At 69.5% G+C, this 25,932-nt stretch carries 19 protein-coding genes; 8 read left to right on the top strand and 11 right to left on the bottom strand.

The features are described from left to right. Positions 1-111 precede the first annotated feature (111 nt). From ACFVWW_RS10485 to ACFVWW_RS10495, 3 genes are all read left to right on the top strand, one after another. Positions 112-4,953, top strand: a complete 4,842-nt coding sequence (locus ACFVWW_RS10485) for a DUF6531 domain-containing protein (RefSeq protein WP_386877209.1) — start codon at positions 112-114, stop codon at positions 4,951-4,953. A 125-nt stretch (positions 4,954-5,078) separates the two neighbouring features. Continuing rightward, the gene (locus ACFVWW_RS10490) at positions 5,079-5,417 is read left to right on the top strand and encodes a hypothetical protein (RefSeq protein WP_384179258.1); all 339 of its coding nucleotides are present in this window, start codon (positions 5,079-5,081) and stop codon (positions 5,415-5,417) included. 190 nt (positions 5,418-5,607) lie between these two features. Beyond that, entirely contained in the window at positions 5,608-5,751 is a 144-nt protein-coding gene (locus tag ACFVWW_RS10495; RefSeq protein ID WP_384179260.1) for a hypothetical protein, read from the top strand. A gap of 25 nt (positions 5,752-5,776) precedes the next feature. Here the strand turns inward: ACFVWW_RS10495 and ACFVWW_RS10500 are convergent, their stop codons facing one another. From ACFVWW_RS10500 to ACFVWW_RS10535, 8 genes are all read right to left on the bottom strand, one after another. Continuing rightward, positions 5,777-8,950, bottom strand: coding sequence for an amidohydrolase family protein (locus tag ACFVWW_RS10500; protein WP_386877210.1), 3,174 nt, complete (start codon positions 8,948-8,950; stop codon positions 5,777-5,779). A gap of 95 nt (positions 8,951-9,045) precedes the next feature. Next, the gene (locus tag ACFVWW_RS10505) at positions 9,046-10,359 is read right to left on the bottom strand and encodes a PLP-dependent aminotransferase family protein (protein ID WP_386877211.1); all 1,314 of its coding nucleotides are present in this window, start codon (positions 10,357-10,359) and stop codon (positions 9,046-9,048) included. After that, the gene (gene dpgC / locus ACFVWW_RS10510) at positions 10,356-11,822 is read right to left on the bottom strand and encodes a (3,5-dihydroxyphenyl)acetyl-CoA 1,2-dioxygenase DpgC (RefSeq protein ID WP_386877212.1); all 1,467 of its coding nucleotides are present in this window, start codon (positions 11,820-11,822) and stop codon (positions 10,356-10,358) included. The genes ACFVWW_RS10505 and dpgC overlap by 4 nt, the downstream gene beginning before the upstream one ends. Before the next feature lie 40 nt (positions 11,823-11,862). Next, positions 11,863-12,726 carry an enoyl-CoA-hydratase DpgB gene (dpgB, locus tag ACFVWW_RS10515; protein ID WP_386877213.1) on the bottom strand — a complete coding sequence of 288 codons (864 nt, stop codon included), beginning with the start codon at positions 12,724-12,726 and terminating at the stop codon, positions 11,863-11,865. A 26-nt stretch (positions 12,727-12,752) separates the two neighbouring features. Continuing rightward, entirely contained in the window at positions 12,753-13,919 is a 1,167-nt protein-coding gene (gene dpgA, locus ACFVWW_RS10520; protein WP_386877214.1) for a 3,5-dihydroxyphenylacetyl-CoA synthase DpgA, read from the bottom strand. After that, positions 13,916-15,160: an aminotransferase class I/II-fold pyridoxal phosphate-dependent enzyme gene (locus ACFVWW_RS10525; protein ID WP_386877215.1), complete on the bottom strand. Its 1,245-nt coding sequence runs from the start codon at positions 15,158-15,160 to the stop codon at positions 13,916-13,918. The genes dpgA and ACFVWW_RS10525 overlap by 4 nt, the downstream gene beginning before the upstream one ends. An 81-nt stretch (positions 15,161-15,241) precedes the next feature. Next, complete coding sequence (locus tag ACFVWW_RS10530) at positions 15,242-16,540, bottom strand: phenylacetate--CoA ligase family protein (RefSeq protein ID WP_384179273.1); 1,299 nt, start codon at positions 16,538-16,540, stop codon at positions 15,242-15,244. 112 nt (positions 16,541-16,652) lie between these two features. Then, positions 16,653-17,477, bottom strand: a complete 825-nt coding sequence (locus ACFVWW_RS10535) for an enoyl-CoA hydratase/isomerase family protein (RefSeq protein WP_384328452.1) — start codon at positions 17,475-17,477, stop codon at positions 16,653-16,655. Between the two features lie 423 nt (positions 17,478-17,900). Between ACFVWW_RS10535 and ACFVWW_RS10540 the strand changes: the two genes are divergently transcribed. Then, positions 17,901-18,746: a LuxR C-terminal-related transcriptional regulator gene (locus tag ACFVWW_RS10540; protein ID WP_384328449.1), complete on the top strand. Its 846-nt coding sequence runs from the start codon at positions 17,901-17,903 to the stop codon at positions 18,744-18,746. A 56-nt stretch (positions 18,747-18,802) separates the two neighbouring features. Here ACFVWW_RS10540 and ACFVWW_RS10545 read toward each other — a convergent pair whose 3' ends face one another. Together ACFVWW_RS10545 and ACFVWW_RS10550 are read right to left on the bottom strand one after the other, a co-directional pair. Then, entirely contained in the window at positions 18,803-20,053 is a 1,251-nt protein-coding gene (locus tag ACFVWW_RS10545) for an MFS transporter (RefSeq protein ID WP_384328446.1), read from the bottom strand. A gap of 2 nt (positions 20,054-20,055) precedes the next feature. Beyond that, positions 20,056-21,033, bottom strand: coding sequence for a RimK family alpha-L-glutamate ligase (locus ACFVWW_RS10550; protein WP_384179281.1), 978 nt, complete (start codon positions 21,031-21,033; stop codon positions 20,056-20,058). Positions 21,034-21,578: 545 nt separating this feature from the next. On the opposite strand from ACFVWW_RS10550, the gene ACFVWW_RS10555 reads away from it, so the two are divergent. The 4 genes from ACFVWW_RS10555 to ACFVWW_RS10570 are packed head-to-tail and all read left to right on the top strand — an operon-like array spanning position 21,579 to position 24,565. Next, positions 21,579-22,040: a helix-turn-helix domain-containing protein gene (locus ACFVWW_RS10555; RefSeq protein ID WP_384328444.1), complete on the top strand. Its 462-nt coding sequence runs from the start codon at positions 21,579-21,581 to the stop codon at positions 22,038-22,040. A 53-nt stretch (positions 22,041-22,093) separates the two neighbouring features. Then, on the top strand, positions 22,094-22,600 hold the full coding sequence (locus tag ACFVWW_RS10560; RefSeq protein ID WP_384328442.1) for a hypothetical protein: 507 nt from the start codon (positions 22,094-22,096) through the stop codon (positions 22,598-22,600). Then, positions 22,593-23,840, top strand: coding sequence for an MAB_1171c family putative transporter (locus tag ACFVWW_RS10565; protein ID WP_386877216.1), 1,248 nt, complete (start codon positions 22,593-22,595; stop codon positions 23,838-23,840). Before ACFVWW_RS10560 ends, ACFVWW_RS10565 begins: the two co-directional genes overlap by 8 nt. Next, the gene (locus tag ACFVWW_RS10570; RefSeq protein WP_386877217.1) at positions 23,837-24,565 is read left to right on the top strand and encodes an oxygenase MpaB family protein; all 729 of its coding nucleotides are present in this window, start codon (positions 23,837-23,839) and stop codon (positions 24,563-24,565) included. The genes ACFVWW_RS10565 and ACFVWW_RS10570 overlap by 4 nt, the downstream gene beginning before the upstream one ends. A 105-nt stretch (positions 24,566-24,670) precedes the next feature. Here the strand turns inward: ACFVWW_RS10570 and ACFVWW_RS10575 are convergent, their stop codons facing one another. Then, entirely contained in the window at positions 24,671-25,741 is a 1,071-nt protein-coding gene (locus ACFVWW_RS10575) for a type III polyketide synthase (protein ID WP_384328434.1), read from the bottom strand. Between the last annotated feature and the right edge of the window lie 191 nt (positions 25,742-25,932).

The raw sequence follows: 25,932 nt of genomic DNA on the forward strand, positions 1-25,932 counted from the left end.
CGAAGTAAGCCCGATCGGTTTAACCATCCGCGCTGTCCGCCGCGCTTCTGTCAGACTCTGTTCGCACAAGCATTCTGTAAATATGTCCGCGGGTACGGGGGGTTGGGGTTCGTGGCTGTCACGGTGCCGGAGTGGGCCGACGTTCTGTTGGATCTGATCGGGGTGTCCTGGCCGAACGTGGATGAGGATGCCTATCGGGATATGGCGGATGCTCTGCGGGAGTTCGCGGAGGATCTGGAGGATGACGGGCAGCTCGCCAATAACCATGTCCAGCGGCTGATCTCGTCCGGGTATGGCGAGGCTCTTGATGCGCTGAACGGGCATTGGGGCAAGGTCAAGGACAAGCACATCAAGGACATCGCGTCGGCGGCGCGGACGATCGCCGGGGCGTTGGACACGGCGGCGACCGCGATCGAGGGCATGAAGCTGGCCGCGATCGTCCAGTTGGGCTATCTGGCGGGTGAGGCCGGTATCGCGCTGTCGTTGATTCCGGTGACCGGCGGTCTGTCGATGTTGTTCGGTGCCGCGGCGATGCGGGCGACGCAGGAGGTCGTCAAGCGGTTGATCAAGGAGGGCGCGGAGGAGGCGGTGGGGTACATCGTCTCGGCGATGACCGAGCCGGCCGTCGCCGCTCTCGAAAGCCTCGCGGCGGACCTTGTGGTCCAACTCGGCGCGACCGCGCTGGGGGTGCAGGACGGGGTCGACCTCAATCAGGCCAAACAGGCTGGTACGGACGGCTTCAAGGAAGGCGTGCAGGGCTCCAAGGACGCCATGAACCTGGCCTCAGCGGGTGGCGGCGGAGGCGGTGGCGCGGGCGGCAAGGGTGGGCCGGGCAAGGGCTTCCATATCGAGCACGGCGAGCACGACTTCGCCTCCACCCAGCTCAACGGTGTCAGCGTCAACATGCGCGGCAAGACCGCGGGCAAGCTGTCCAAGGCGAAGACGGCGCACGGCCGCACCCGTGGCCGGGACTCCATCGCCGAGGTGATCGACCCGGTCGCGGACAAGGCGATGGACGCGCTGGAGAAGGCCGTCAAGACGATGGGCGACCACGTCGGCCAGACGCTCCCCAAGGCCGTCAAGCAGATATCCACCGATCACAAGAGCAACGACGACGACATCCGCGCGCGCCTCGCCAAGGAGCGGGGCCAGGTGAGCGACGGCGGCCAGGACAAGGGCGGGGGGCCGAACGGCAAGCGTCGTCCCGAGCAGGACACCCGGACCAAGCCGAACTCCGCACAGGACGCGAAGGACGAGCCCCGCCGTCATGGTGTCTCTCTCGACAAGACGGTCTGCGAGGGCGACCCGGTCGACATCGCCACCGGCGAGATGCTGCTGCCGCTGACCGATCTGGCCCTGCCCGGGGTACTTCCGCTCGTCCTGCGCCGCACCCACGCGTCCGAGTACCGCTACGGCCACTGGTTCGGCCGCAGTTGGGCCTCGACCCTCGACGAGCGCATCGAGCTGGACCCCGTAGCGGGCGGTGCGGTCTGGGCGCGCGAGGACGGTTCGCTCCTGGTCTACCCGCGGCTGCCGCTTCCGGACGGTGAAACGGTTCTCCCGCTGGAGGGCGACCGCCTGCCGCTCGTCCACGGCGGACAGGACGGGGACGAGACGACCTATCTCGTCCTGGACCCGCACAGCGGCCTGACCCGCTCGTTCACCGGCAGTCCGTACCGCTCCTCTCCCGCCTTCTGGCTGAGCGGGTTGAGCGACCGCAACGACAACCGCGTCAGCTTCGCCCGCCGTCCCGACGGCGCACCGACGACGGTGACGCACAGCGGCGGGTACACCGTCCAGCTGACCGCCGATGTCTCCCGGGTCACCGCGCTCGTCCTCCGTACCCCCGAAGGCCCGGTCACCGTCCTCACCTACGGCTACGACGACCAGGGCGATCTGGACGCGGTCACCAACTCCTCAGGCATGCCACTGCGGTTCACCTACGACCCCGACGGCCGCATCACCTCCTGGACCGACCGCAACGACTCCAATTTCCGATACGTCTACGACGCGGCCGGACGCGTCGTCCGCACCATCGGCCCCGACGGCTACCTGTCGTCCAGCTTCGCCTACGACGTCCACGCCGAGACCGGCGACCGCATCACCCGCTACACCAACTCCCTGGGCGCCACCACCGTCTACCACCTCAACAACCACCTTCAGGTCACCTCTAAAACAGATCCTCTCGGCAGTACCACCCGTCAAACGTGGGACACCCACGACCGTCTCCTGTCGCGCACCGACCCTCTCGGTCATACGACGATGTATGAATACGGCACGTCGGGGAATCGGACCGCGATCAGCCTGCCCGACGGACACCGCTCCCTCGTCCAGTACGACGACGCCGGTCTGCCGATCACAGTGACCGGCCATGAAGGGGCTGTTTGGCGTCTGGCCCACGACGAGTGCGGTAATCGCACCTCGGTCGCAGACCCTGCCGGCGTGGTCACTTCATACACGTACGACGCCGGAGGCGGGCTCACGGCCGTCACCGACGGACTGGGCCGGACCATGCATGTCGAGTGCAATCCGGCGGGTCTGCCCGTCGCGCTCACCCAGCCGTCGGGCGTCGTCTCCCGCAACGAACGCGATGCATTCGGCCGTCCGGTAGTCGTGACCGATGAGCAGGGCCGTACTACACGCCTGCGGTGGACGACCGAAGGGAAGCTCGCTGGCCGTATCGGGCCGGATGGCGCCGAGGAGGCCTGGGTCTACGACGGCGAAGGCAATTGCACGTCTCACAGGGACGCGTCAGGCGCCGTCTCCCGTTTCGAGTACACCCACTTCGACCTGCCGGCGGTCCGCGTCGAGCCGGACGGTGCCCGTTACGAGTTCCACTACGACACTGAACGTCGGCTTGTCCGCGTCGACAACCCGCAGGGGCGCTCGTGGGCGTATGAGCACGATGCGGCGGGTCGTCTCATTTCCGAGACGGACTTCGACGCGCGGAGCATCGGATACACGTATGACAAGGCGGGGCGGCTGTCCAGTCGCACGAACGGTGCTGGACAGACCATCCGCTTCGACCGTGACCTCCTCGGCCGTGTGGTCGGTAAGGACGTCGAGGGAGCTGTCACTCGCTTCTCCTACGATCTTGCCGGCCGCCTCACCCGTGCCGCTGGTCCCGGCGCCGAACTCAGCTATCGCCGTGATGTGATGGGACGGGTCCTCGCGGAGACGTGCAACGGCCGGACTCTCACATTCGGTTACGACGAGTTGGGGCGCCCCACCCAGCGGACCACTCCCACCGGCATGACCAGTACGTGGGAACACGGACCAGCCGGCTGGAGCAGGCTCACAGCCGCCTCCGGCCACAGCGTCGTCTTTGAGCACGACACGGCCGGGCGCGAAACTTCGCGTCACATCGAGGGCGTAGCCACCCTCGACCATGTCTGGGACGCGGCCGACCGTCTGCTCGGGCAACGGGCGGTCACCCGTGCCGGAACCGTTCAGTCCCGCAGGTACGGCTACCGGGCGGGCGGAGGCGTCACCTCCGTCGAAGACCAGTTCTCCGGCACTCGATGGTTCGATCTGGATCCGGTCGGCCGGGTCACCGCCGTACACGCGCGGGGCTGGACCGAGCGGTACACCTACGATGAATCCGGCAATCTGACGGAGGCATCCTGGCCCGCGAGGCACCCGGGGAGAGAGGTCTCCGGGGCGCGTCGGTACGACGGTACGCGCGTCGACCGAGCCGGCGACGTCCACTACGAGTACGACGCGCAGGGGCGCACAGTTCTGCGGCGGCTGAGCCGCACGGCCGAGCCCGGCGGTGATGTCTGGCGTTATGAGTGGGACGCCGAAGACCGGCTGACCGTCGCCGTCACACCCGACGGAAGCCGGTGGCAATACCGCTACGATCCGCTCGGCCGCCGTGTGTCCAAGCGGGGTCTCGCCGCGGACGGTGACCGGATCCTGGAACAGACGGACTTCACCTGGGACGGTGACACACTCGTCGAACAGGTGTCGTGCGGTCCTGCGAACAGTACGCAGACTTCGATCACCTGGGACTACCGGGGTTTCCACCCCATCGCCCAGACCGAGCGCAAGTGCCTGGTCGGCGCGCCGCAGGAGGAAATCGACCGTCGCTTCTTCGCCGTCGTCACCGATCTGGTGGGTACGCCGACCGAACTCGTCGGTGAGGATGGAACCATTGCGTGGCGGGCGCGCGGAACTCTCTGGGGCATCACCGCCTGGAACGCGGATGCGACCGCGTGCACTCCACTGCGTTTCCCGGGCCAGTATTTTGATGCGGAAAGTGGGCTTCATTACAACGTCCACCGATACTACGATCCCGGGACCGCTCGATATTTGACGTCCGATCCGCTCGGGATCGTTCCAACGCCGAACCCCAACACGTACGTGACCAATCCCCATATCTTGGTCGATCCGCTCGGACTCGCTCCCTGCGAGGAGCGAGGAGATCCTGCCGGGAGGCCGCCGGAATATCCCAGTGTCGTCCTGGGGGTCAATCCGCCTTCCGGTATCCTGATGGAATACCTGAATGACCACGGTCATCCGGCGGCCACCACGTTCAATGGTCGGCAATTCGCGAACGTGGAGGCCGGAACGCCGGTTTGGATGACCAATGTGATGGGAGCGGTAGCCGACCCCCGGGTGGACCTTCACATTACTCTGGATGGCATGCCGGGTGCGGAAAATACTCCGGAATCAATCGCGAAGGCGTTCGATACGGCAGTCGAAAGAGGAAAGCCATACGGCACCGGTGAAGGGCAGAAGAATCCGCCGGAGGGATATGGTACAGCCTGGGAAATGAGTGTCGTGGCAAGGAATGTCGCGGCTTTCAAGGCTGGTCAGGAGGACGGAATAGATTACGGGGGAAGGTCATGGGATTCGATCTCCTGGTACTCCGATAATGAGAAGATAGAAAACGTTCCGGAGCCCAAGTCGGTTCAGCCGCCTGAGCCCCCGGGCAAGAATTCCAGACGCTGATTCTTCACCGATCGACAGAGCCCCGGTCAGACAGATAATAAGGCCAGAAGTAGAGGGAATGGATGATCTTTCAAGAGCCCGGTCGCCTTTTTAAGGTCTGGAGTTACACGGTTTCGCATAAGACGATGCTGATTCGCAGCGATACCGACGTGAAGCTCTCACCGGCGCCCCGCATCGAAATTTATATCGGCCATGTGGACAGCATGTTCGTCAATTCCCTGATGTATGGGCTGACGATCCGAAAGGCCGACGAAGGGGAGGCGGCCGACATTTCTTCCCGGCATGGAGTCGAGAATGATCCGACAGCTACCTATCTGCTGAGATCGGGTGACTGGGAAGGCTTTCTCATCTCAGGGCGCCCTTCCTGGAGGAAGGCCGTTCGTGAGATAGACGCGCCGACACTGTTCGACTTCTCCCAGTCTTGGCCCCCCGGACCCGACGTGACGTGGGGTGACGTGGACTGACACGCGGTATGGATCGGGGCTTCGTCGGTGCGTGCAACTTTTCGGGGCCACCGGCGAATAGAGGGTGGCACCCTCGCAGTCCGTCCCAAGGAGCCGATGTGGCCGGACCGCCGGCCATCTCCGATGATGCCGAGTTCATCGCCCTCCGCACCCGTTGTCGCTACGACACCGCACGCGGCAGCGCCCGGCCGTGGCTGTCGTCACCGAGGACCACACCAGGGAGTTCCCCGGCGAACTGAGCCCCCCGGGCGAGAAGTACCAGGCGGGGGACGTCCTCTGCGGCGTGGCCAGGGCACGGGCCGCCGTGGTTGACGCGGAGGGGCTGACCCGCTGAACCCCGTCCCCCCGTTCGGCGGGGCTCAGCAGAGGCAGCCCGTGGCGTGTGGGCGTGGGTCGTGCCAGCCGTATTGGTGCTCCGTCTCCGGGGATACCAGTGAGCGGGCCGTCGGGTTGCCGGCGGTCGCGCGTGATGTCGTGGAGGGGGAGCCGGGGTCGAAAGGCTTCAGCAGTGACGACACCGTCCGTACCGTGCCGCCCGTCACCACCGTTCGGACCGCCGCCGCCGCGTTGATGTCCGTGAGGGGGTCGCCCTCGACGAATACCAGGTCGGCGAGGTGCCCCGGGGTGACCGTACCGAGCAGGGAGTCCACGCCCATCCGTCGCGCGGGGTGGACCGTGGCGGTGCGTAGTGCCTCGTACGGGGCGAAGCCGCCCTGGACCAGTGCGCGCAGGTTCTGGTGCAGGGAGATGGCGGGGTCGTCGAGCGGTGCGTCGGAACCGGCGATGACGGTGCCGCCCGCGCGGTGGATGCGCAGCAGCATGTCGACGCCGCCCGCCAGCAGGGCCCGGTTCAGCTCGGCGGTCGGGCCGCCCGCCGCGTCGGCCTTGGCCAGCAGGACGGTGTAGTCCCACGGCGGAAAGAGCCGTCGGGTGCGTTCGTCGGTGACGAGTGACCGGTCGTCGGCGAGCAGTACGGAGGAGTTCAGCAGCGTGGAGGTGACGGGCATCCCCGCGGCCGTGAGGACGGCGACGGCGTCCTGGTACGCCCTGCCCAGCCGGGTCTGCGTCTGCGAGTAGCCGACACGGTTGCCGCCGCCCGTGTGCTCCATGGCGTCCATGCCGTAGCCGGCCTGGGGGTAGGCGTAGTGCGAGGTGACCGGCAGACCGCGGTCGTGGGCCTCCCGGGTGACGGCCCTCTCCAAGGGTGCGGGCAGCCGGATGTAGGACTTGACGAGGTCGTACGAGAGCGCCGTGGCGCGGTCCATCTCCAGCCCCAGCTGCTCGGCGCTGACGACGGGCCGGGCGAAGTTGTAGAAGACCCGTGCCCCGTCCAGGGCGTCTCCCGTACCGAAGAAGCGCGGGCCGAGGCGCGCACCCGACTCGATGGACTCCCTCGTCTCCACCATCTGGTAGGCGGGATCGCCCGGGGAGAGGACGGTGGTGATGCCGTACGAGAGGAGGAGGCGCCCGGTGCGGTCGCCCCACTGCCGGCCGCGCAGATGCCAGTGCAAATGGGCGTCGATCAGCCCCGGCATCGCGGTCAGTCCCGAGAGGTCCACGACCTCGTCGCCGCGGCCCCGGCCCGCGGGGCGGATCTCGGCGATCCGGTCGCCCTTCACGACGATGTCCACGTTCTCGCGCAGCCGGTCGCCGCGGCCGTCCCAGAGGGCGCCGGTGCGCAGCACCACGGTGCGGGTGGCGGCGGGCCGGCGGAAGGTGAGCGGGACGGCGACGGTCCGCGGGGTGCCGCCGGCGACGGGGACCGTGCGCAGGGCGCCGTTGCTCAGGTAGTACAGGCGGCCGAGTGAGTCCACGGAGACGGAGTCGGTGACCTCGGTGGTGATCTGCTCGGGCGCGCCGACGATCTTCCCGGTGGAGTCGACCGGCACGCGCCAGGCCGTGCTCTCCATGACGAAGACGAGGTGCCGGCCGTCGGCGGTCCATACGGGTCCGTCGTCGCCGCGGGTGGCGATCGACCGGTGCGCGGCGACGGGTTCCGAGCGGGTCGCGCCGGTGGCCAGGTCCACGGAGAGGACTTCACTGAGTCCGGCCCGGTTCCGCTTGGAGTACGCCTTGTTGGCGGCGACGGCGATCCGCGTGCCGTCCGGTGACCAGGCAGGCCGGCCGGGCTGGAAGACGACGGGCAGTACTTGGCGTACGGTCCCGGAGTCCAGCTCCAGCACCCAGGTGCCGCCGTTCTCGTCCTGGTAGGCGATCTTCGTGCCGTCCGGGGACCAGCGGGGGGTCAGCTGGGCGCCCGCCAGCCGGGTCAGCCGGACCGGCTCGCCCCCGGCGAGGTCCTGCCGCCACAGCGCGGCCGTTCCCGACCGGTCGCTCGCGTACACGACGGCCGTGCCGTCCGGGGACCAGTCCGGGTCGGAGTTGAAGAATCCGTCGTCCACCAGCTTGACGGGGGCCTGGCCGAGCTTCATCACCCAGAGGGCGTTCAGGGCCCGGAACGCGACGCGTCGGCCGTCGCGGGAGACGACCGGGCCCGCGATTCCCTTGACCGGCTGCGGAGTTGTCGAGGTGAAGTCTCTGACCCGGTGTTTCCAGGGAGTACGGGAGAAGGGGAGCGGCGCGGTGAAGTGCACCGTCCGCGGGGCGCCGTCGAGGCGCAGCCGCTGTATTCGGCCGTTCGCCGTGTAGAGCAGTTCCTCGGCCGAGATCCAGGAGGTGCGCAGGGTGTGGACGTCCTGGCCGGAGACGACGGCCCGGCCGTCGACCATGACCTCGGCGCGGGTACCCACGAACTGTACGTAGCTGAGGCGGCGGCCGTCGGGGTTCAGCGCCGGGCCGAAGATCTTGGCGCCGGCGCTCGCGGTGACCAGCCGGGTGCGTGCTCCGGTCGCGAGGTCCACGGAGTCCACGGCCGCGTCGTTGACCGTACAGACGACGCGGGTGCCGTCCGGCGACCAGGCGGGCATTCCCTCTTCGTCGTCGCCGGAGGTCAGTTGGGTCCGCGCGCCGGTGGCCGGGTCGAGCAGCCACAGGTCGTTGCTGCCGGAGCGGTCGGAGGTGAAGACGATGCGGCTGCCGTCGGGCGAGTACTGCGGTTCGCGGTTGTCGAAGTCGTCGTCGGTCAGCCGGGTGAGACCGGTGCCGTCGGGCCGCACCGACCACAGTTGGTAGGTCCCGTCACGGAAGGACTGGAACACGATGCGGCTGCCGTCCGGGGCCCACTGCGGCTGGGTGGCGTCCTGGAGGTCGCCGGTGAGCCGTACGGCTTCGCCGCGGTCGCCGGGGACCAGCCAGATCGCGCTGAGCAGGTCGATGGCGTAGCCGGCGCCGTCCGGGGAGAGCGCGGCGGCCATATTGGTGCCCTCGGAGAGCGTGAGCGTACGGGTCACCCGGGCGTCCGTGTCGCCGGACGGGCCGGGGACCGCCGCGGTCGCCCGGCCCGCGCCGGCCCCCGTGGTGGCCAGTGCTCCGGCGGCCAGGACCCCGCCCCCCACCAGGACGCGGCGCCTGCTCGGGCGGGAGGAGACGGGCAGGGCCTGGGACGGGGAGCCGTCCGCGTTGATGTCGTCCATGAAGTCTTTCTGGTTCCTTCTCGGAGGTACGGGAGGTACGGGAGGTACGGAAGATACGGGAGGTACAGGCGCAAAGGGCTGGTGGTTTCGCTGACTTACGGGCAGACGGCGTGCAGGAACCGGGTCAGCCGGCCGATGCCTTCCTCGATCGTGTCCGGGTCCAGATAGCTGCACGCGAGCCGGAGTTGCCGGTCCCCGCCGTCGCCCAGATAGAAGTGGGACATCGGCGTCCACAGCACGCCGAATTCGCGGGCCGACCGTTCGAGCAGCCGCTCGTCCGCCGGGACGGGAAGCCGTACGCGTACGAAGAACCCTCCCCGGGGCCGGTTCCAGGACACCCCGGCGGGCGCGCCCGTGCCGGGACCGAGCGAGCGGTCCAGCGCGTCCAGCAGCAGCCGCAGATTCCGCTGGTACAGCGCGGCCTTGGCGCTGACGACCGAGGCCAGCGATCCCTGGTGCTCCAGCAGGATGCCGCCGATGACGGCCTGCGAGAGGGGTGAGGTGTTGACGGTCACCATGCTCTTGAGGGTGGCGAGTTCGTCGGCGAGGAGTCCGGTACGGCCCGAGGCGTGGCGTACCCGCTGGTCGGCGACGACGTACCCGACCCGGGCGCCCGGCATGCACACCTTGGCGAACGTGCCCAGGTGGACGACCCGTTCGCCGCCCGGCAGTGCCTTGAGCGGCGGCAGCGCGCCCGGCTGGTCGGCCGTGAACGCGTACGCGTTGTCCTCCAGCAGCAGGAAGTCCTCCCGTGCGGCGACGGCGAGCAGCCGGTGCCGGGCCTCCAGGCTCAGGAAGCCGCCGGACGGGTTGGAGAAGTCGGGTGCGACGTACAGGGCCCGGATGCGCCGGCCCGCCGTCCTGGCGGCCCGGCACACCTCGTCCAGCTGGGCGAAGTCGATTCCGTCGTCGGTGTCGTCGACCGCGACCAGGTCCACGCCGAGCACCGCGGCCGCCCCGGACAGGCCGACGAAGCAGGGATTGACGACCGCCACGAGGTCCGTCGGCGAGGCCACGAGCGCGCGCAGCGTCAGCAGCATCGCCTCCTGGCAGCCCACCGTGATGACGACGGAGTCCTGCGGCACATCGATGCCCTGGTCGGTGCGCAGGGCGTGGGTCACCAGATCGTTGATCAGGCCCCGGCTCGGCCCGTACTGGTAGAGCAGCCGCTCGGCCTGCTCGGGCTTCAGACCCCGCTCCTCCTCCAGATGGCGCAGGTAGCGGGCGGTATGACGGGCTACGTCTATCTCGCCGAAGAAGCTGGTGTGCGGGGCGCCGGGCGCGAAGGAGATCGCGTCCGGGAAGCGGCTCATCACCTCGTTGAGGAAGTTGATCGACCCCATGGCGGGGGAACCGAGTGAGCCGTGCAGGTCGTCGCGGTGCAGAACGGTCTCGGCGGGGACGCTCACCGTACGGTCTCCGCTCCGGCGGGCACGCCCGTACCGGGTCCGCCGGGCCCGCCCGTCCCGGCTACGGTCCCCGATCCCGTGGCGAACCGGCCGACCTTGTCCAGCACGTCCTCCCCGTACAGCCGCTGTGCCTGGGCGAGCGAGAACTCCGCCATATAGGAACGGAACGCGTCGACGGGCTCCTCCGAGAGATGCAGCATCCGCCGGTTCGCGACCACGGCGGGCGCGGCCAGCTGGGCCACTGCCTCATCCACCGCGCGGTCCATCGTCCTGGGGTCGACGACCTCGTCGATCAGCAGCCGCGCGTCCTGCTCGCCGGCCCAGATCTTCCGTCCGCCCAGCACCAGTTGGCGGGCGACCCGGTCGCCGGTCAGCCGTCCCAGCCGGAAGTTCGCGGCGCCGGGCACGATGCCCTCTTGGGCCGCGGGCAGGCTGAGATAGGAGTCGGCGGCGGCGATCACCTTGTCCATCACCAGCAGAAGCTGGGTTCCGCCGCCGATCGCGAAGGTCTCCACCGCCGCCACCCAGGGCTTCTCCGTGCCGTGCGCCGGGAAGGTGTCCGGTCGCCCCTCGGTGGACAGGCCCCGGTACATCTTGCTGATGTAGCCGAGTTCACGCTGCAACAGGAAACCGGTGAACGAGATCCGCCCGTGGTGCAGTTCGGCGAGATTGACGCCCGCGCTGAAGACGCGGCGGCCCTGGTAGCGCGGATGGGTCATGGGTCCGCCGCGCAGGACTCCCACCCGGATGTCGTCGTCCAGGAGCACAAGGTCGACGGCCACTTCGAGCTGGGCGATCAGCTCGTTGTCCTCGGCGTTGAGACAGGACTCGTTGTGGAAGGTGACATGGCCCCCGTCGCCGCGCCGTTCCACCGTGACCTTGCCCAGTTCGGCCCGGCCGCTGGCCCGGAACTCCGGCAGCAGTGCGCGTGCCTCGGGCGTCGGGTCGCGCAGTACGTCGACCAGATGCCCGCCCGCGTCCGGCAGCCGCAGGATCTCCCGGAAGAAGATGCCCTGGTCGATCTCCCGGCCTTCCTTCTCCGCCTGCGCGTGGCGCAGTTCCTCGTCCAACTGGGCTCGGGTCGGCACAAGGTGGGGAAACGCCTCGGCTGCCGCCTCAGCCAGCGCGGTGAGCCCGAGCCGCCTGGTGCGTCCCTCGGTCAGCCGGTCGTAGACACGCGCGGCATGGCTACGGAGGAAGGAGGCGCGCAGGCCACGGCAGGTCCGGTGAAGCTCGGTGGCCAGGCGCTGCTGTTCCTCGGAGCGTGCGGCGCGGGGCGGAAGGGCGGACAGTACGGCTTCGTGGGTACGGATCTCCGTGGCCAGGGCCGCGGCGGAGGCGGTGAGGTCACCGTCGCTCACCGGACCGGGGGCGAGGCCGGAGTCCGGGGCGAAACTGGGATCCGGGGCGAGCCCGGGATCCGGGGCCGGGGCGGGGCCTGGGGGAGAGTCTGTCGTCGACACACGGTTCCTTCGGAGGTGGGAGGGGACGGTGCGCGGGTGGTCAGCGGGCGTCGGCGAGTGGCCGGGCGCGCGCCGGCGCCGCGGCCGGGATCCGCCGGCGCAGGCTCCGGTCGCAGGCGGCCAAGTGCGCGCCGAGCGCCTCCTCGTAGCTGAGGGTGGCGTCGAACAGGAGCCTGCGCCTGATCGACCACTCACGGCCGGGCACGGCCGACAACTCCTCGGCGATCTCCGCCGTACGCTCCAGGGCTTCCCGGGCGCCGGCCACCGTCTCGTCCACCAGGTCCAGTTCGGCGGCGCGCTCCGAGTCCAGCCAGGGACGGCGCAGCAGCAGCCGGCGGGCCCTGGCCGTGCCGATCTGCTGGGCCAGCCGGTGCACGGCGGTGCTCGGCCAGGCGCCGTCCTCGGCGCCGGCGAGCCGGAGCCGGGCGTCACCGGCGGCGATGCGGTAGTCGGCGGTGAGCAGCGCCTCCAGCGCGGGTCCTGTGCACGCGCCCGCCACGAGGGCGAGCGTGGGGCGGTCGGCCGTCTCCAGCCGTCGCAGCGCCCGCTCCCAGGTGTTGACGAGATGGATGCCCGTACCGGCGGACGCGGCGCCGGACCGGGCGCCGGACGCCGCTGCGGACCCCGCTCCGGACCCCGCTCCGGACCCCGCTCCGGACCCCGCTCCGGACTCCGCCCCGGACTCCGCCCCGGAACCGGCTCCCGCGCCCAGCAGGAGCAGGACGACTCCGCCCTCGGCGCCCTCCGCGTCCTCGGCCGCCGTCTTCACCCGGGCCACCAGTTCGGGGGTGAGCTCCTCGTCTCCGCCGATGGTCAGGACCGCGGCGGCCCCCTCGCGGAGCTTCCCGGCGAGAGCGGGGTCGGTACGGGACACCGTCGTCGTGCCGGTACGGGACACAGTCATGGTTCCTTCATCCTTCGCGTCGGGGGTCACCACTGGACGAGCGCCGTCTCGATCGTGGAGCCCGGGCCCATCGTCATCAGCACGCCGTAGTCACCGCGGCGCACCCGCCCTTCCTCCATCAGGCGCTCGTAGGAGAACAGGAAGGATCCGCTCGACAGGTTTCCGTAGTCGCGCAGTACCCCGGTGGTGTGGCGTACGGCGTGCGGGCTGAGCCCGAGGTTGACCTTGACCGAGTCGATGACCTTCTTGCCGCCCGAGTGCACCAGCCAGTGGTCGATGTCCGCGCGCCCCAGGCCGGTGCCGGCCAGCAGCCGGTCGACCACCTCCTCGGCGTGCGCGCCGACCACATAGGGGACGTCGCGGTCGAGGAAGAAGCTGAACTTGCCCTGGTCGTCGTCCCAGTCGTAGCGCATGGCCGCCACCGCGTCGGGGATGATGCGGCTGGCGAACTTCAGCAGGGTGCCCGCGGGCGCCGAGTCCTCGTCCGGCGCCGGCCCGGACGGGTCCGTGACCATCGCGACCGCCGCGGCGCCGTCACCGAACAGGCTGTTCACGACCGAGGTGCGCATCGTGCCGTCGAAGACGTACGCGGCGGAGCAGACCTCCGCGCAGACCATGACCGCTGCTTGTCCGGGGTTGGCCGCCGACCAGGCGGCGACGGCGTTGAGCCCGTTGAGCCCGGCATTGCAGCCCATCCCCACGACATCGAGCCGGCTGGCCGAGACCGGCAGCCCCAACTCCCTGATCAGATGGGCGGAGAAGCCGGGGGTGAGCAGTCCCGTGGTGGTGACACAGCACAGATAGCCGACGTCGGCGAGGGCGAGCCCGGCGCGCTTGAGCGCCGTCTCCAGCGCTTCGGCGCCGGTCCTGATGCCCTGCTCCTTGTGCTTGGCGAGCAGTTCGCCCTGGGTCTCGGTCTTCCGTGTGCCGTCGTCGAGTTCCGGCGGCAGCGTCAGATAGCGGCGCTCGATGGCGCTGTTGAGGAAGACGGACCGGATACGGGGGTCCTCGATCCGGAAGAGCTCCAGCATCTCCCGCTGTGTGTACGAGTTGGCCGGGGTGGCCGTGCCGAAGCCGACGACGGCGGGCCGGGGTCCGGCGTTCGCCGTGCTGAGCCGGTGGCCGTACGGCGTCCTCGGCTCCGCACCGGTCCGCTCGTGCGGCCGCGCCGCACGCGTGGCGCCCGTGGTCACGCTCCCACCCCCAGCTCGTTGGTGGCCAGTTCGATCTGCTCGGCGGTGTGGGCGGCCGAGACGGCCATCCGGATCAGGCCGCTGCCCTTCGCCACGGTCGGGAAGAACGCCGGGGTGACGATGACGCCCGCCTTGCGCAGCCGCCCGGCGGCCAGCAGCGCGTCGTCCTCGCGGTCGAAGAGCGCTCCGCGAATGGGGGAGCGGGTGCCCGCGTTGAACAGGGCGCCGCCCGTGCGGGAGTCGAAGAGTTCGGTGTTGCGCCACAGGTCCTGCTGGAGGCGCGCGACCGTACCGTCGACATGCAGTTCGGCCGAGACCCGGCAGGCGCTGACGACGGGCAGGGCGATGGGGCCGCCGAAGATCAGCGGGTTGCCGAACTTGCGCAGCTGTACGGTGTCTTCCTCGCTGTTCAGCACGACGAAGCCGCCGTTGCTCCCGCCGAAGGCCTTCGCGAGAGAGCCGACGATGATCACCGAGTCGGGCAGTCCGCCCGGCAGGTCGCGGAACTCCTCGTACGCGAAGCCCGCGCCCTGCGCTCCGGTGATCGACACCCCGTGCGCGTCGTCCACGTACAGATATCCGTCGGCCGCCGCGCACAGTTCGTACAGCGCGCGTACGTCGATCAGACCGCCCATCGATCCCACGCCGTCGACGAGGACGACCGGCGTGCGCCCGGCGCCGTGGATCACCGCCAGTTTGGCCGCCAGGTCGTCCGGGTTCTCGCAGTCGAACCGGTCCACGGTGCCGATCTGTTCCAGCACGCCGCGCAGCACCTGGAGGGAGGCGTGCGCGGTACGTTCGACGAGGAACGCGACTCCGTTCGCGGCGACCGGGTAGCTGGGCAGCACCCCGCTGCCCAGCAGCGGGAGCACGCCGAGGTGGACGCTGCCGACGGCGGTGAAGCACGTGGCGTGCCGGCCGCCGTAGATGGTGCCGAGCAGGCTTTCGAGCGCCTCCAGATCCTCGTAGCGCATCCGGGTGCGGGACGAGGAGAACTGCACGCCGACCCGGCGGAGGGTGGCGACGGCGGCGTCCACCAGGGCCGGGTGGGTGTCCAGTCCGAGGTAGGAGCAGGAGATGAACTCGACCGCGCGTCCGCCGTCGGCGAGGATCACTTCCTTTCCCTCGCGCGCGGCGAAGACATGGCTGGTCAGGTCGGTGGCGATGGCCCGGGTCAGCGCGTCCGACGTCTTGTCGACGCGTGCGGCCACCCAATTGCTGCGTTCGGTCGTACGAGGCATCGGAGTATCTCCAGGCATGTTTCTGGGGATGTTTCGGGAAGCGTGCGGTTCGAGGAGCGTGCGGCGGCCGGCGCGGGCCGGTCAGCCCGCGGTCCGCTCGACGAAGAACGGTGTCTTGCCTCGTACGGTGTGGTGGAACGCCGAGCTGTCGACCCGCTCCAGCGTCAGACCGCGGTAGGACGGGGCGGTGAAGACCCTTCCCATGTGGTAGGCGCCGTACAGGGCGGCTACGGCGTCCTCGGCGGTGACCCCGGACGGGGTGCGTTCGGAGAGCAGCAGCCTGATCGAGAAGCCGGGATCGTGCAGCGTCACCTGGAACTGGCAGTCGGCCGGGTCGGTGATGCCCAGGGTCGCGAGCTGTTCCATCACGAGGTCACGGGAGATGGTGGTGCTGTCCACGTTCATGGACTGGCCGACCCGCCCGGTGAGGGTCAACTGCCGTGCGGCGCTGCCGCACAGACAGGGCTCGGTCTCGATGAACCCTTCGTCACCGACCTGGTAGCGCAGCAACGGCATCCCGGAGTCGGTGAGCATCGTGACGACGACCTCGCCGACGCGCCCGTCCGGCTGGATCCGCTCGGCGTCCGTGTCGATGACCTCGACGACGAGTACGTCCTCGTGCAGATGGTGGGTCGAGCCGCTCTGGTAGGCGCACTGGTAGCCGATGGGGCCGGTCTCGCTGGTGGAGTAGGAGAAGGAGCGCACCGTGAGATCGGGCCGGGCCTCGGCGAGCTGACGCTCCCTGCTCTCGCCCATGATTTCGCCGATGTACAGGAAGTTGGTGACGCAGCGCAGCAGTTCGCGGGTGGCGTCGCCGGTCAGCAGCTGAGTGCCCGCGGAGGGGGAGCAGATGACGGTGTCCACCTGGTGATCGCGCAGCACCTCGGGCGTCTCCGGGGAGGCGAGGGCGCTGCTGCCCATGGGGAACGCCATGGCGGGCAGCAGCTGGGCGACTTCCTGCGCGAAGCCGAACGCACCGTTCAGCTCGGCGGGGTAGAGGAAGTTGGCGATGCGCCGGGGACGCGGCCTGAGCGCGCTGCGGACGCCGCGGGCACCGAGGTAGGAGACCCGCCAGCTGAACTCCCAGGAGTGGTAGATCATCTTGCGGAGCCCGGACGTGCCGCTGGAGCGCAGGACGAGGCCCGAGCTGCCGTCGCCGAGCACCAGGTTCTCCGTGGTGGGCGGGCACGTCTGCTGAAGGTCGGCGGGCGAGAACAGGGGCAGCTTCAGCAGATCGCGGGCCACCCGGAGATCGAGCGCTCCCGGCCAGCTGGCGGCCACGTCCGGATGGTCGCGCAGCGCGCTCACGGTCAGGGCGAGATTCCGTTGCTGGATTTCTTCCAGCTGGGCCCGCGATAAAGTGTCGAGATTCTCGGCCAATATGATTCTGGATGGCTCGCCGGAAGCCCCGTCGCGATATCTCAGTGATGGATTGGTTTCTCGCAGCACAATTCCCCCGCAATGATGAGTGTGTCCGGAAAAAGATCGCCGTTCAGTATCGGCTGTCGACTGTCGAGCGATATGCGGGCCAGTCCGGTGTGCGTTTTTCGTTGAACGCCGCGACGCCTTCCGCCCAGTCGTCCGAGAGGGCGGCCGTATGCCAAGCGGCGTCCTCCACTTCGAGGCCCGCGGCGAGGTCCTTGCCGTGCCCCAGCCGCAGGGAGCGCTTCGCCGCCCGCAGCGCAACGGGCGAGTTGGCGGCGTAGCCGCGGGCGATGTCGAGCGCCATGGCACGTGCCTCACCGGCGGGCGCGAGGAAGTCCACCAGTCCCAGGTCGCGTGCCTCGGCGGCCGGCACCCGGCGCCCGCTGAAGATCAGATGTGCCGCGGCGGCCGCGCCCACCCTCCGTGGCAGCAGCTGGGTGCCGCCACCGCCGGGGATGACCCCGACGGTGGTTTCCGGCAGTCCTATGGTCGCGCCGGGATCCGCCACGATGACATCGCAGGAGAGCGCGATCTCGTAGCCGCCGCCCAGCGCATAGCCCCGCACCGCGGCGATGGCCGGCATCGGCAGGGCCAGCACACCCGCGTAGGCCGCCCGGCTGACGGGACGTGCGGCCTTCCGGTCGGCCTCGGTGAAACCGTTGCGCTCCTTGAGGTCGGCGCCCACACAGAAGGCGCGTTCGCTGCTGGAGGTGATCACGGTGACGCCGACGGACGAGTCGTCCGCGAGGTCCGCGGTGGCGGCGGCCAGCGAGGCTCCGAGCTCGGCGGACACCGCGTTCATCCGGCCCGGACGGTCCAGTACCAGCTCCGCCACTCGGCCACTGTCGAGCCGGTGAACGACGATGTACTCTCCGTAGCGGATCCCGGACATCAGCCCCAGCCCAGATCGTCGGAGTGGACGCCCCACCCGAAAATTCCAACTCCCGCTGAATGGTTGGTCGCGCGCTGCACGATTACTTTCCCCCCTGAGTTCATCAGTGCCTACGCATCGTAAATGTGCCATGCGGTACGGGGTACCTCCAGAGAGGCAACGTGTCGCATCCCCGCCTGGCGTGAATGCGACGGGCTGAAAGTCCACCCAATCGCCCAAATGGATATGATTCGGATTCTTTGGATGTGAGGTAGCGAGATGATGGAGCCCCTGCCCCCGGCCGAGCGTTCCGTGTTTCATGTTGATGAAATGATCACCCAGGCGTACGAATACATATGCGCTTCGGGGAATGCATCCCTGGAGGGACTCGCCACCGCATTAGGCGTGGGAAAAGGCGAGGCGACGCGGCTGGCCGATCGCCTGATGGAGTTACATCTGCTGGTCCCGGCCGAGGACGGGACCTACGCCCCGGGCTCACCGCGGATCGCCGGGGCCTGGCTCATCGCCCCGGCCGTACGGCAGTTGGAGGACCGTCAGCAGCGGATCATGCACTTGATGACGGAGCTGGACACGCTCACCAGGATCTACGAGCAGAGTCCCGCCGAGCGGCGGAGCCGCCCCCAGATCGAGGTGCTGCCGGAGGTCGCGTCCGTACGGAAGGTGCTCACCGAGCTCTCGGCCGGAGCGCGACAGGAAATCCTCACCTCACAGCCGGGCGGCGCACGGCCGGCCGATGTGCTGGACGAGGCGCTCGAGCGGACGGAATCGGTGCTGCGGCGCGGCATCTCGATGCGCACGATCTATCAGCACACCGCTCAGTTCAGTAAGGCCACGGTCGACTACGTGAAACACGTGACACCGCTCGGGGTCGACGTCCGCATGCTGGGCGACGCCCTGATGCGGATGATCATCTTTGACCGTGAGATCGCGGTCCTGCCGCTGCGCGGCGACCGGGAAGGCGCCGTGGTCGTCGGTGAACTGAGCATCGTGGATTTCGTCGTCGATACCTTCGAACGGGCCTGGCCGGCGGCCCGCCCGTTTCCCGTCTCCTACGACCGGGGGCAGGTGAAGGGAACGTCCGTCGAAATCCAGCTCTCCATCTCGCGGTTGCTGGTCGAGGGTCTTGAGGACAAGGTGATCGCCCGCCGGATGGGCATGTCGCTGCGGACCTGCCAGCGCCATATCTCGGAGATCATGTCGCGGATCGGCGCCCGTAATCGCATCCACGCCGGATATCTGCTCGGCAGAGTGATCGGCGATCTGCGCTGATTCCCGGCCCGGGGCCGTACGGTCCCACGCCCCGCGCCGCGATGCGCCCCGCGATGTCAGGACTCCTGCCCTTCCCGCGCACCAGCCGTGGCCGTGGCGGCCGGGGTGATGGACCGGGTGAGGGCGATGCCGCCGACGAGCAGCACCACTCCGGCCAGCAGGCCCACCGCCATGCCGGACTGCGCGGGCGACGGGAGCCAGGACAGTGAGCTGCCGACCGCGAGTCCCGCCACCATGTTGCCGGTGATCTCACCGACCGCGGTGACCACACTGACCAGGGCGAAGACATCGGTCAGCTGCCCTTGGGGGACCGTGTCGGCCGCCTCCACCTGGATCTTGGGGAAGGCCAGGGACTCCGAGATCGCGAACAGCGTCAGACCCGCGAGGACCAGCATCAGGCTGCTGGTGAACGACAGCACCAGCCCCGTGCCGCCGGCCACGGCCACCGTCAGATACAGGGCGCTCCGCCCGAGCCGGGCGAAGAAGGGCAGCAGCGCCAGCTGAATGGCGATGATGGCCAGGGGCTGGTAGCTGAGGAACAGGGTGCGGTGCTCGGCCAGTCCGGGATTGACCACCTCGTACAGGAGCACCATCGTGTAGAGGAAGCCCATCGCGAAGTAGATCGCGAAGGTGTAGCCCAGTACGACCGTCGCGGCAGGGTTCCTGAGGACCGCGAGCCTCCGCCGGAACCCTCCCGTACCACGCGGCGGGAGGGCGAAGCTGAGCCCGCGGGCGAGCAGTCCGACGGTGAGTCCGACGCCCACTTCGACGGCGGCCAGCGCCAGCAGCGCGGGAGCCCCGGCCCGGCCGACCGGACCGGCCGCGAGCGGAGCCAGCACATAGGCGGCGTTCAGCAGGATGAAGAAGACCTGGAACACCTGGCTGCGCCGGCTGTCGTGCGCCGCGCTCATCAGGAGCGACCGGACCGCCGGGCGGGAGAAGCCCACCCCGAGACCGGCCAGCACCGCGAAGAGATAGAGGGCCGGGGCCGTGGTACTGACCGCGACGGTGACGAAGCCGGCCGCCTTCAGCGACGACGCGATCGTGAGGATCCAGCCGGGATGGACCCGGCTGAACGTGATCGGCGTGAGCACCGCGCCCACCAGCGCCGAGCCGACATGGATGGACAGCGCGAAGGAGAAGACGGCCGGATCGATCCGCCCGCCGTGCAGCACCGTCACCGGCAGCAGCGTCAGTACGATCGCCAGACCGAGGTTCGACAGCAGGGTGAAACCCAGCCCCGCGCCGACGGCGGGCGGATGCGAGGTCGCCTCCGACGCATCCGCCTCGGCCGTGGTCTTCGTCATGCTCAGTGTCCTTCGTCGGTGACAGCGCCCGCCTCGGCCTCGGACAACTGCCGGTCGACCCAGGGGAAGAAGGCGTCGGCCAGATGAGACCTGGCGGGTTCGGGCAGGCTGGAGAACTCGGCCATGGCGGTGCCCCACTCGCCGAGGACGGGGCCGTCGTCGGTCAGCAGCCAGTCGACACAGAGATATCCGGCCTGCAGATCCGCCACGATCCGCTCGACCTCGCCCAGGACGGACGCGACATCGGGGTTGGAACTCGCGCTGCCGCCCTGGGAGATGTTGGAGAGGTACGAACCCTCCGCCGGCCTGCGCAACATGCTGGCGGCGAACTTCCCGTCGACCATCGCCACCCGCAGATCACCCTTGTTGGGCAGATACTCCTGCACGATGTAGCTCTGGCCCGTCTGCGAAACGATGTCGACGGCGGCACGCAGCTGCTCGTAACTGTCCAGCTTGAGTACGCCGAACCCGATCCCCATCTCGCGCGCCTTGAGGATGTACGGGCCCTCGCCGATCTCCTTGCGGATGACGTCCAGGCCCTTGCGCGCGTACCGGCCGAACGGCAGAGCCACGGTCCGCGGCGTCCGTACCCCGAGCGTCGCCGCCCGCGCCAGAATGGCCAGCTTGTCCCGCTCCAGGCATTCGGGCCCGACGAGCGACCGGTTGAGCAGGACGGAGTCACTGGCGTCGATCGCGCGGTAGATCCCCCGCAGGAAGTGGGTGGCCTGCGGGTCACCGCTGACGTCGTCGACGATGTACGCCTGCCGGGTCTCCAGCAGATCCACACCCCCGTGCCACAGCTGCGGACGATCCGCGCAGGCGGGCACCAGTTCGTTGGCGGCGATGAACCGGAAGCTGAAGCCGTGCCGGGCGCATGGCTCCGCCCAGCGCTCGGTCATCTGTGCGGAGATCTTGTCCACGTACTCCGGCAGAAAGTCGTCCGGGTGGCATATCCAGGTCACCAGGCGCTCGGTCGGCACGTCGCATACTCCTACAAGAGACCTCATCGGATTGCTCCGGCGGCACGCCCTGTCAGGGGTGCGGCGCCGAGAGCCCCTCACTCTCGCAGGAATCCCCGGGCACGTTGCCGGTTTCGAGGGCTCGGGTCCTCGCCTTGCGCCGATACGACAGGGGTGTGCGAGGTACGACAGGGGGTGTGCGAGGTACGACAGAGGTGTCCGGGCCGGACGGGCGAGCCGGACGCGCGGGCCGGCGCGAGGTGGCGGCCTCGCGGGGCGGCGGACACGCCCTGGCGCCGGGCACTGTTGCCCACCCCCGTGGGGCAGCGGCGCCCAGCGCCCGCGGAGCCGGCCGGCACTGCGGAACGGCAGCCGGGTGCATCCGCCAGCGTGGTCGATCCTGTACGCGAGTTGGGCGTAAGTCAACTAAAGTTGATTGCTTGCCGGATGGGCGGCGGCGATTCACAACTCGTTGCGTGTTATGGCTCGTTTGCTCGCAACGATCGTGTAGATCGGTGCGGTGGCGAGATCCCCGCCGAAGGCCGAAGAGTTCTATGATCCGGCCCATGGCCCCCGATTCTCCACACTCAGAAGCGTCGGCTCTTCGACCTGGTGACGGTGGGGAGCCGACCGACTCCCTGGACTTCGCGGCCCGCTTCCGGCGTGTGATCTCGGTGATCTACCCGAAGGACCTGGGCCGTCCCTGGCGCGACTCGGAGATCGCTGAAGGAACCGGTCTGAGCGGCACCTATATCGGGAACCTCCGCAAGGGCAGCCAGAAACCCAGCCTGGAGAACGCGGTGAAGATCGCCAAGTTCTTCGGCATTCCGCTGGATTACTTCAGCGACTCCGCCACCGCCCAGGCCGTCGAGCGGGACCTGCGGAAGATCGAAGCGCTACGGGACGCCCGGGTGGAGCGCATCGCGATGCGGGCGGCGGGCCTGCCCCCTGAGATGCAGGACGCGGCCCTCACCGTGGTGGAACAACTCCGAAAGGCAGTCGGACTGCCCGACCGCCCCGAGACGTGACCGACAACCGGCCCACGCCGCTGGGGTACTGGCGGCCGGCTGATGGGGATGACGTGCGAGATCTTGGACGTACCCGCCGCCGGATGCGGGCCATGGTCAGAGAGCTGGATCTGCCACGGATGAGCACGGTGGAGGAGCTGTGCGCGGCGGTCGCCGACCGGGCCGGGCGGCCCGTCCGGCTGGTGCCGCGCCGGATGCGGCTGGGTGAGCCGTCCGGATTCGTCGAACGCCGCGCGGACGCCGACCTGATCTACTTCGAGCAGGAGACCTCCGGCCTGCACCAGGCCCACATCATCTGCCATGAACTCGCGCACCTGCTGTGCGGGCACCTGGCCGAGGCCCCGGCCGTGGACGAGGCGACGGATCAGGTGGAACTGCCCACCCTCGACGCCGACATGATCCGACTTGTCCTCGGCCGCTCCCACTACGACGGTGCGGCGGAGACGGAAGCGGAGATCCTGGGGGCCGAGCTGACACGCACGCTCGTGCTGGCGCCCGGGGCCGGCACCACGTCCCAACTGGCGCCCGCGCTGGAACACCGTAAAGGACAGCATGTCTGACCTGCCTGACACGCCGTTCGACGTGGTCTACCTCGGCATCGGGACGGCGGCCTGGGTCGTGGCCGGCCTGAAGATCCGGGCGTGGCGCCGCGACCCGTCCCCCGGCCTGCTCGTCGTCGCCCTGACGATCGCGGCGCCCGCGACCGCGTTCGTGATCGCCGCCCCGGTGCTGTACCGGGGGATCGACCGGATCGCGAACCGCGGCAACCTGGCGACCCTGCTGGTCTACCTGGGCATCACGGGGTTCTCCGCCGCCGCCGTGGTGCTGGCCCGCATGTGGGCCCCGCCGAAGGAGGGCCCCGAACCGCAGATGTGGGACGCGGCCAACGCCGACACCTGGCGCCAAGTGCGGCGGCGCCTCGCCGTGTTCGCCGTCCTGGTGCCGGCGATGATCGTCCTGTTCTTCACCGGGGGAGCCGACAGCCCGGAGACACCCCTCACGTTCGACACCACCTTCGCGACGATCCCGCAGATCGCGATATTCCTGGTCCTCTACCAGGCGCTGTTCGGCTTCGCGCTGATCGACATCAGCCGGGTGTGCGGCGGCCACGCCTCCCGGCTGCCCCCCGGGTGGCTGCGCCGGGGCATCCGGCTGATCGCCCTCGGCGGGCTCGTCGCCTGCGGTTACGTCGTGTGCAAGCTCATCGCGATCGGAGCGGCCTTCGCCGAGGTCACCGGTACGGAGTGGCTGAGTACCGCGGTCGGCCCCGGGTTCGCCGCGCTCGGAGCCGTACTCATCACCGCTGGGTTCGCCGGACCGGCCGTCGCGGCGTGGACGCGCCGGCGCCGCGACTACCAGGCCCTGCGCCCGCTGTGGGACCTGGTGTACCGGGCGGACCGGCGGCTGGCCCTGGAAGCGCCTCCGTCGGTCTGGACCGAGCGGCTGGCGTTCCGGGACCTGGAGTGGCGCACCGCCCGGCGGGGACTGGAGATCCGCGACGGCCAGCTGACGCTGCGTCCGTGGGCCGACCCCGCGGTGGTCACCGCCGCCACGCGGGTCGCCGAGCGGGCCGGTCTTGACGACCGGGACCGGGCGGCCCTGATCGTGGCCGCCGCGCTGCGCTTCGCCGTCGAGGCACTGGACACCGGGATCCCGGCGCGCTCGCGCGAGGACCAGGCGCCGCTGCCCGGTCTGGACGCGGAACCGGCCGAGGAACGGGCCCATCTGGTGCGGGTCGCCCGTTACTTGTACGCGCCCCTGACCGGCGAGGCGCTGGCCGTCGCCACCGCGACCGGATGACCACCGGGACGTACGGCGCGCACCGCGCCTACGCGCGGCTCGTCCTGGAGACGATGCCGGAGGAGTCCCGGGTCGGGCTCACCCTGGGCTTCGTCAGGACCTTCGGCATTCCCGGCATCGCCCACGTGCTGCACGGCACCGGCCGGATGACCACCGAGCCGCGCGGCCGGGCCAAGGCGACCGGGGCGGCCATGTTCACGCTGATCGGACTGGGGCTGGACAGCGCGGAAGGACGGAAGACCGTCGAGGGGCTGCGCCGGGTCCACGACCGGCCAGGCATCACACCCGAGCTGATGCACTACGTCCTGGCCTGCTTCACCGTGTGCCCGCTGCGGTTCATCGACGGGCACGGACACCGGGCGGTCACGGGCGCGGAGCGGGAGGCGGCGTACACCTTCCACCTGGGCCTCTCGGACGCCCTGGGTCTGTCCGACCCGCCGGGCGGGGGTCACCTGGCCGGGGTGGAGAGCTGGATGCGCGGCTACGAGAGCCGTCACTTCGCCCCCAGCGACGCGGGCCGCGCACTCTGGGAGGCCGCCAGCCAGGGCCTGCTGGCAGCCCGGCTGCCCGCTCCCCTGGCCCCGCTCGCTCCGGCCGTGGCCGCGTCGCTGCTGGACCGGCCGCTGAGCGCGGCCCTGCGCGTACGCCGCCCACCCGCGCCGGTTCGCGCTCTGGTGACGTACGCCCTACGGGCTCGATCCCGCTCCCGACGGGCAGCTTCCTGACGGGCTGCTTCCCGGCGGGCTGCTTCCTGATGGGCGCGGCCCCCTGTCCTTCGGCTCCGGATGGAGCCTGCGGACCGGGGGCCGGGGGCCGTCTTGGCGGCCGGGTCAGGCGGCGGCCTCCGCCGCGGGCTCCGTGGTCCAGGTGCCCAGGGCGATCTCGGCGGTGATGCCGGGCCCGAAGCCGGCCATCATGCCGCGGTGGCCGTCGAGAGCCGACGCCTCGTCGAACATCCGGGCCAGGGCGTCCAGTACCACCGCGCTGGCGATGTTGCCGTACTCGGTGAGCGTGGCCCGGCTGAAGCGGAACGCTTCCGGCGGCACGTCGAGGAAGTGGCTCAGGTCGTCCAGGATGCGCGGACCGCCCGCGTGGATGATGTAGAAGTCCAGCTTGCCGGCGTTCCACTGGTGCTGTTCCGCCATCGCGCTCAGGGCCGGGGCGAGGGGCTCCATGGTCCCGGGTACGCGCTTGTCGAGCTGGAAGTGGAAGCCGGTGGACCGGACCGCGTAGGAGATCCAGTCCTCGGTGTCCGGGATGACGTACGAGCCGTTGCGCTCCAGGCGCATCCCGGTCCCACCGCTGCCCCGTACCACGGCGGCGGCGATCCCGTCGCCGAACAGGCCGTTCGACAGGAGGGATCCCACGCCGAGATCGGTGGGCTGATAGCACAGCGAGCAGAACTCGCAGGAGACGACCAGCACGTTGGCGTCGGGGTACGACCTGCAGAAGTCATGGGCCCGGTTGACGGCCGCGCCGCCCGCCGCGCAGCCGAGTTGGGCGATCGGCATCTGCCGTGTCTGCGGCCGGAAGCCCATCTTGCCTATGAGCCACGCGGTCGGCGGAGGCATCATGAAGCCGGTGCAGGAGACGTAGATGATCAAGTCGATCTGCTCCGGCTCGAGTTCGGCGTGGTCGAGTGCCCGGCGCACCACAGCCGGCACGCGATCCTTCGTCTGCGCCTCGTAGATGGCGCTGCGGGCATCGAACCCCGGATGCCGCAGCACCTCTTCGATCGGCTGGATCAGATGTCGTTTCAGCACCCCGGTGTTCTCGATCAGACGGAGGACCAGGTTGAGCTGCGGGTGGTCGCCGTGCAGGCGTCGGGCCAGTTCGAGTGTTTCGTCATTGGTGATGACGTACTCGGGCACCGCGATGGCCGGCTTGCAGAGAACCGCCATGGAATTCCTCCTAGCGGACGGTGGTCCACACGGCCAAGCCCTGACCAGATTGCGGGGGCTTTTACCGGCCGGCGGTAGCCACTGGGGCGCTGAACGGCGCTGTACGGCGCTGTACGGGGGAGGGAGGTGGTGGTGAGCGCGTCCGTCCAGTTCGATTCGCCTGGAATGTTCTTTCGCCTGGCATGTTCAAC

Origin of the sequence: Streptomyces sp. NPDC058198 (assembly GCF_042882605.1) — a bacterium.
In the GTDB taxonomy this organism is placed as follows: Bacteria; Actinomycetota; Actinomycetes; order Streptomycetales; family Streptomycetaceae; genus Streptomyces.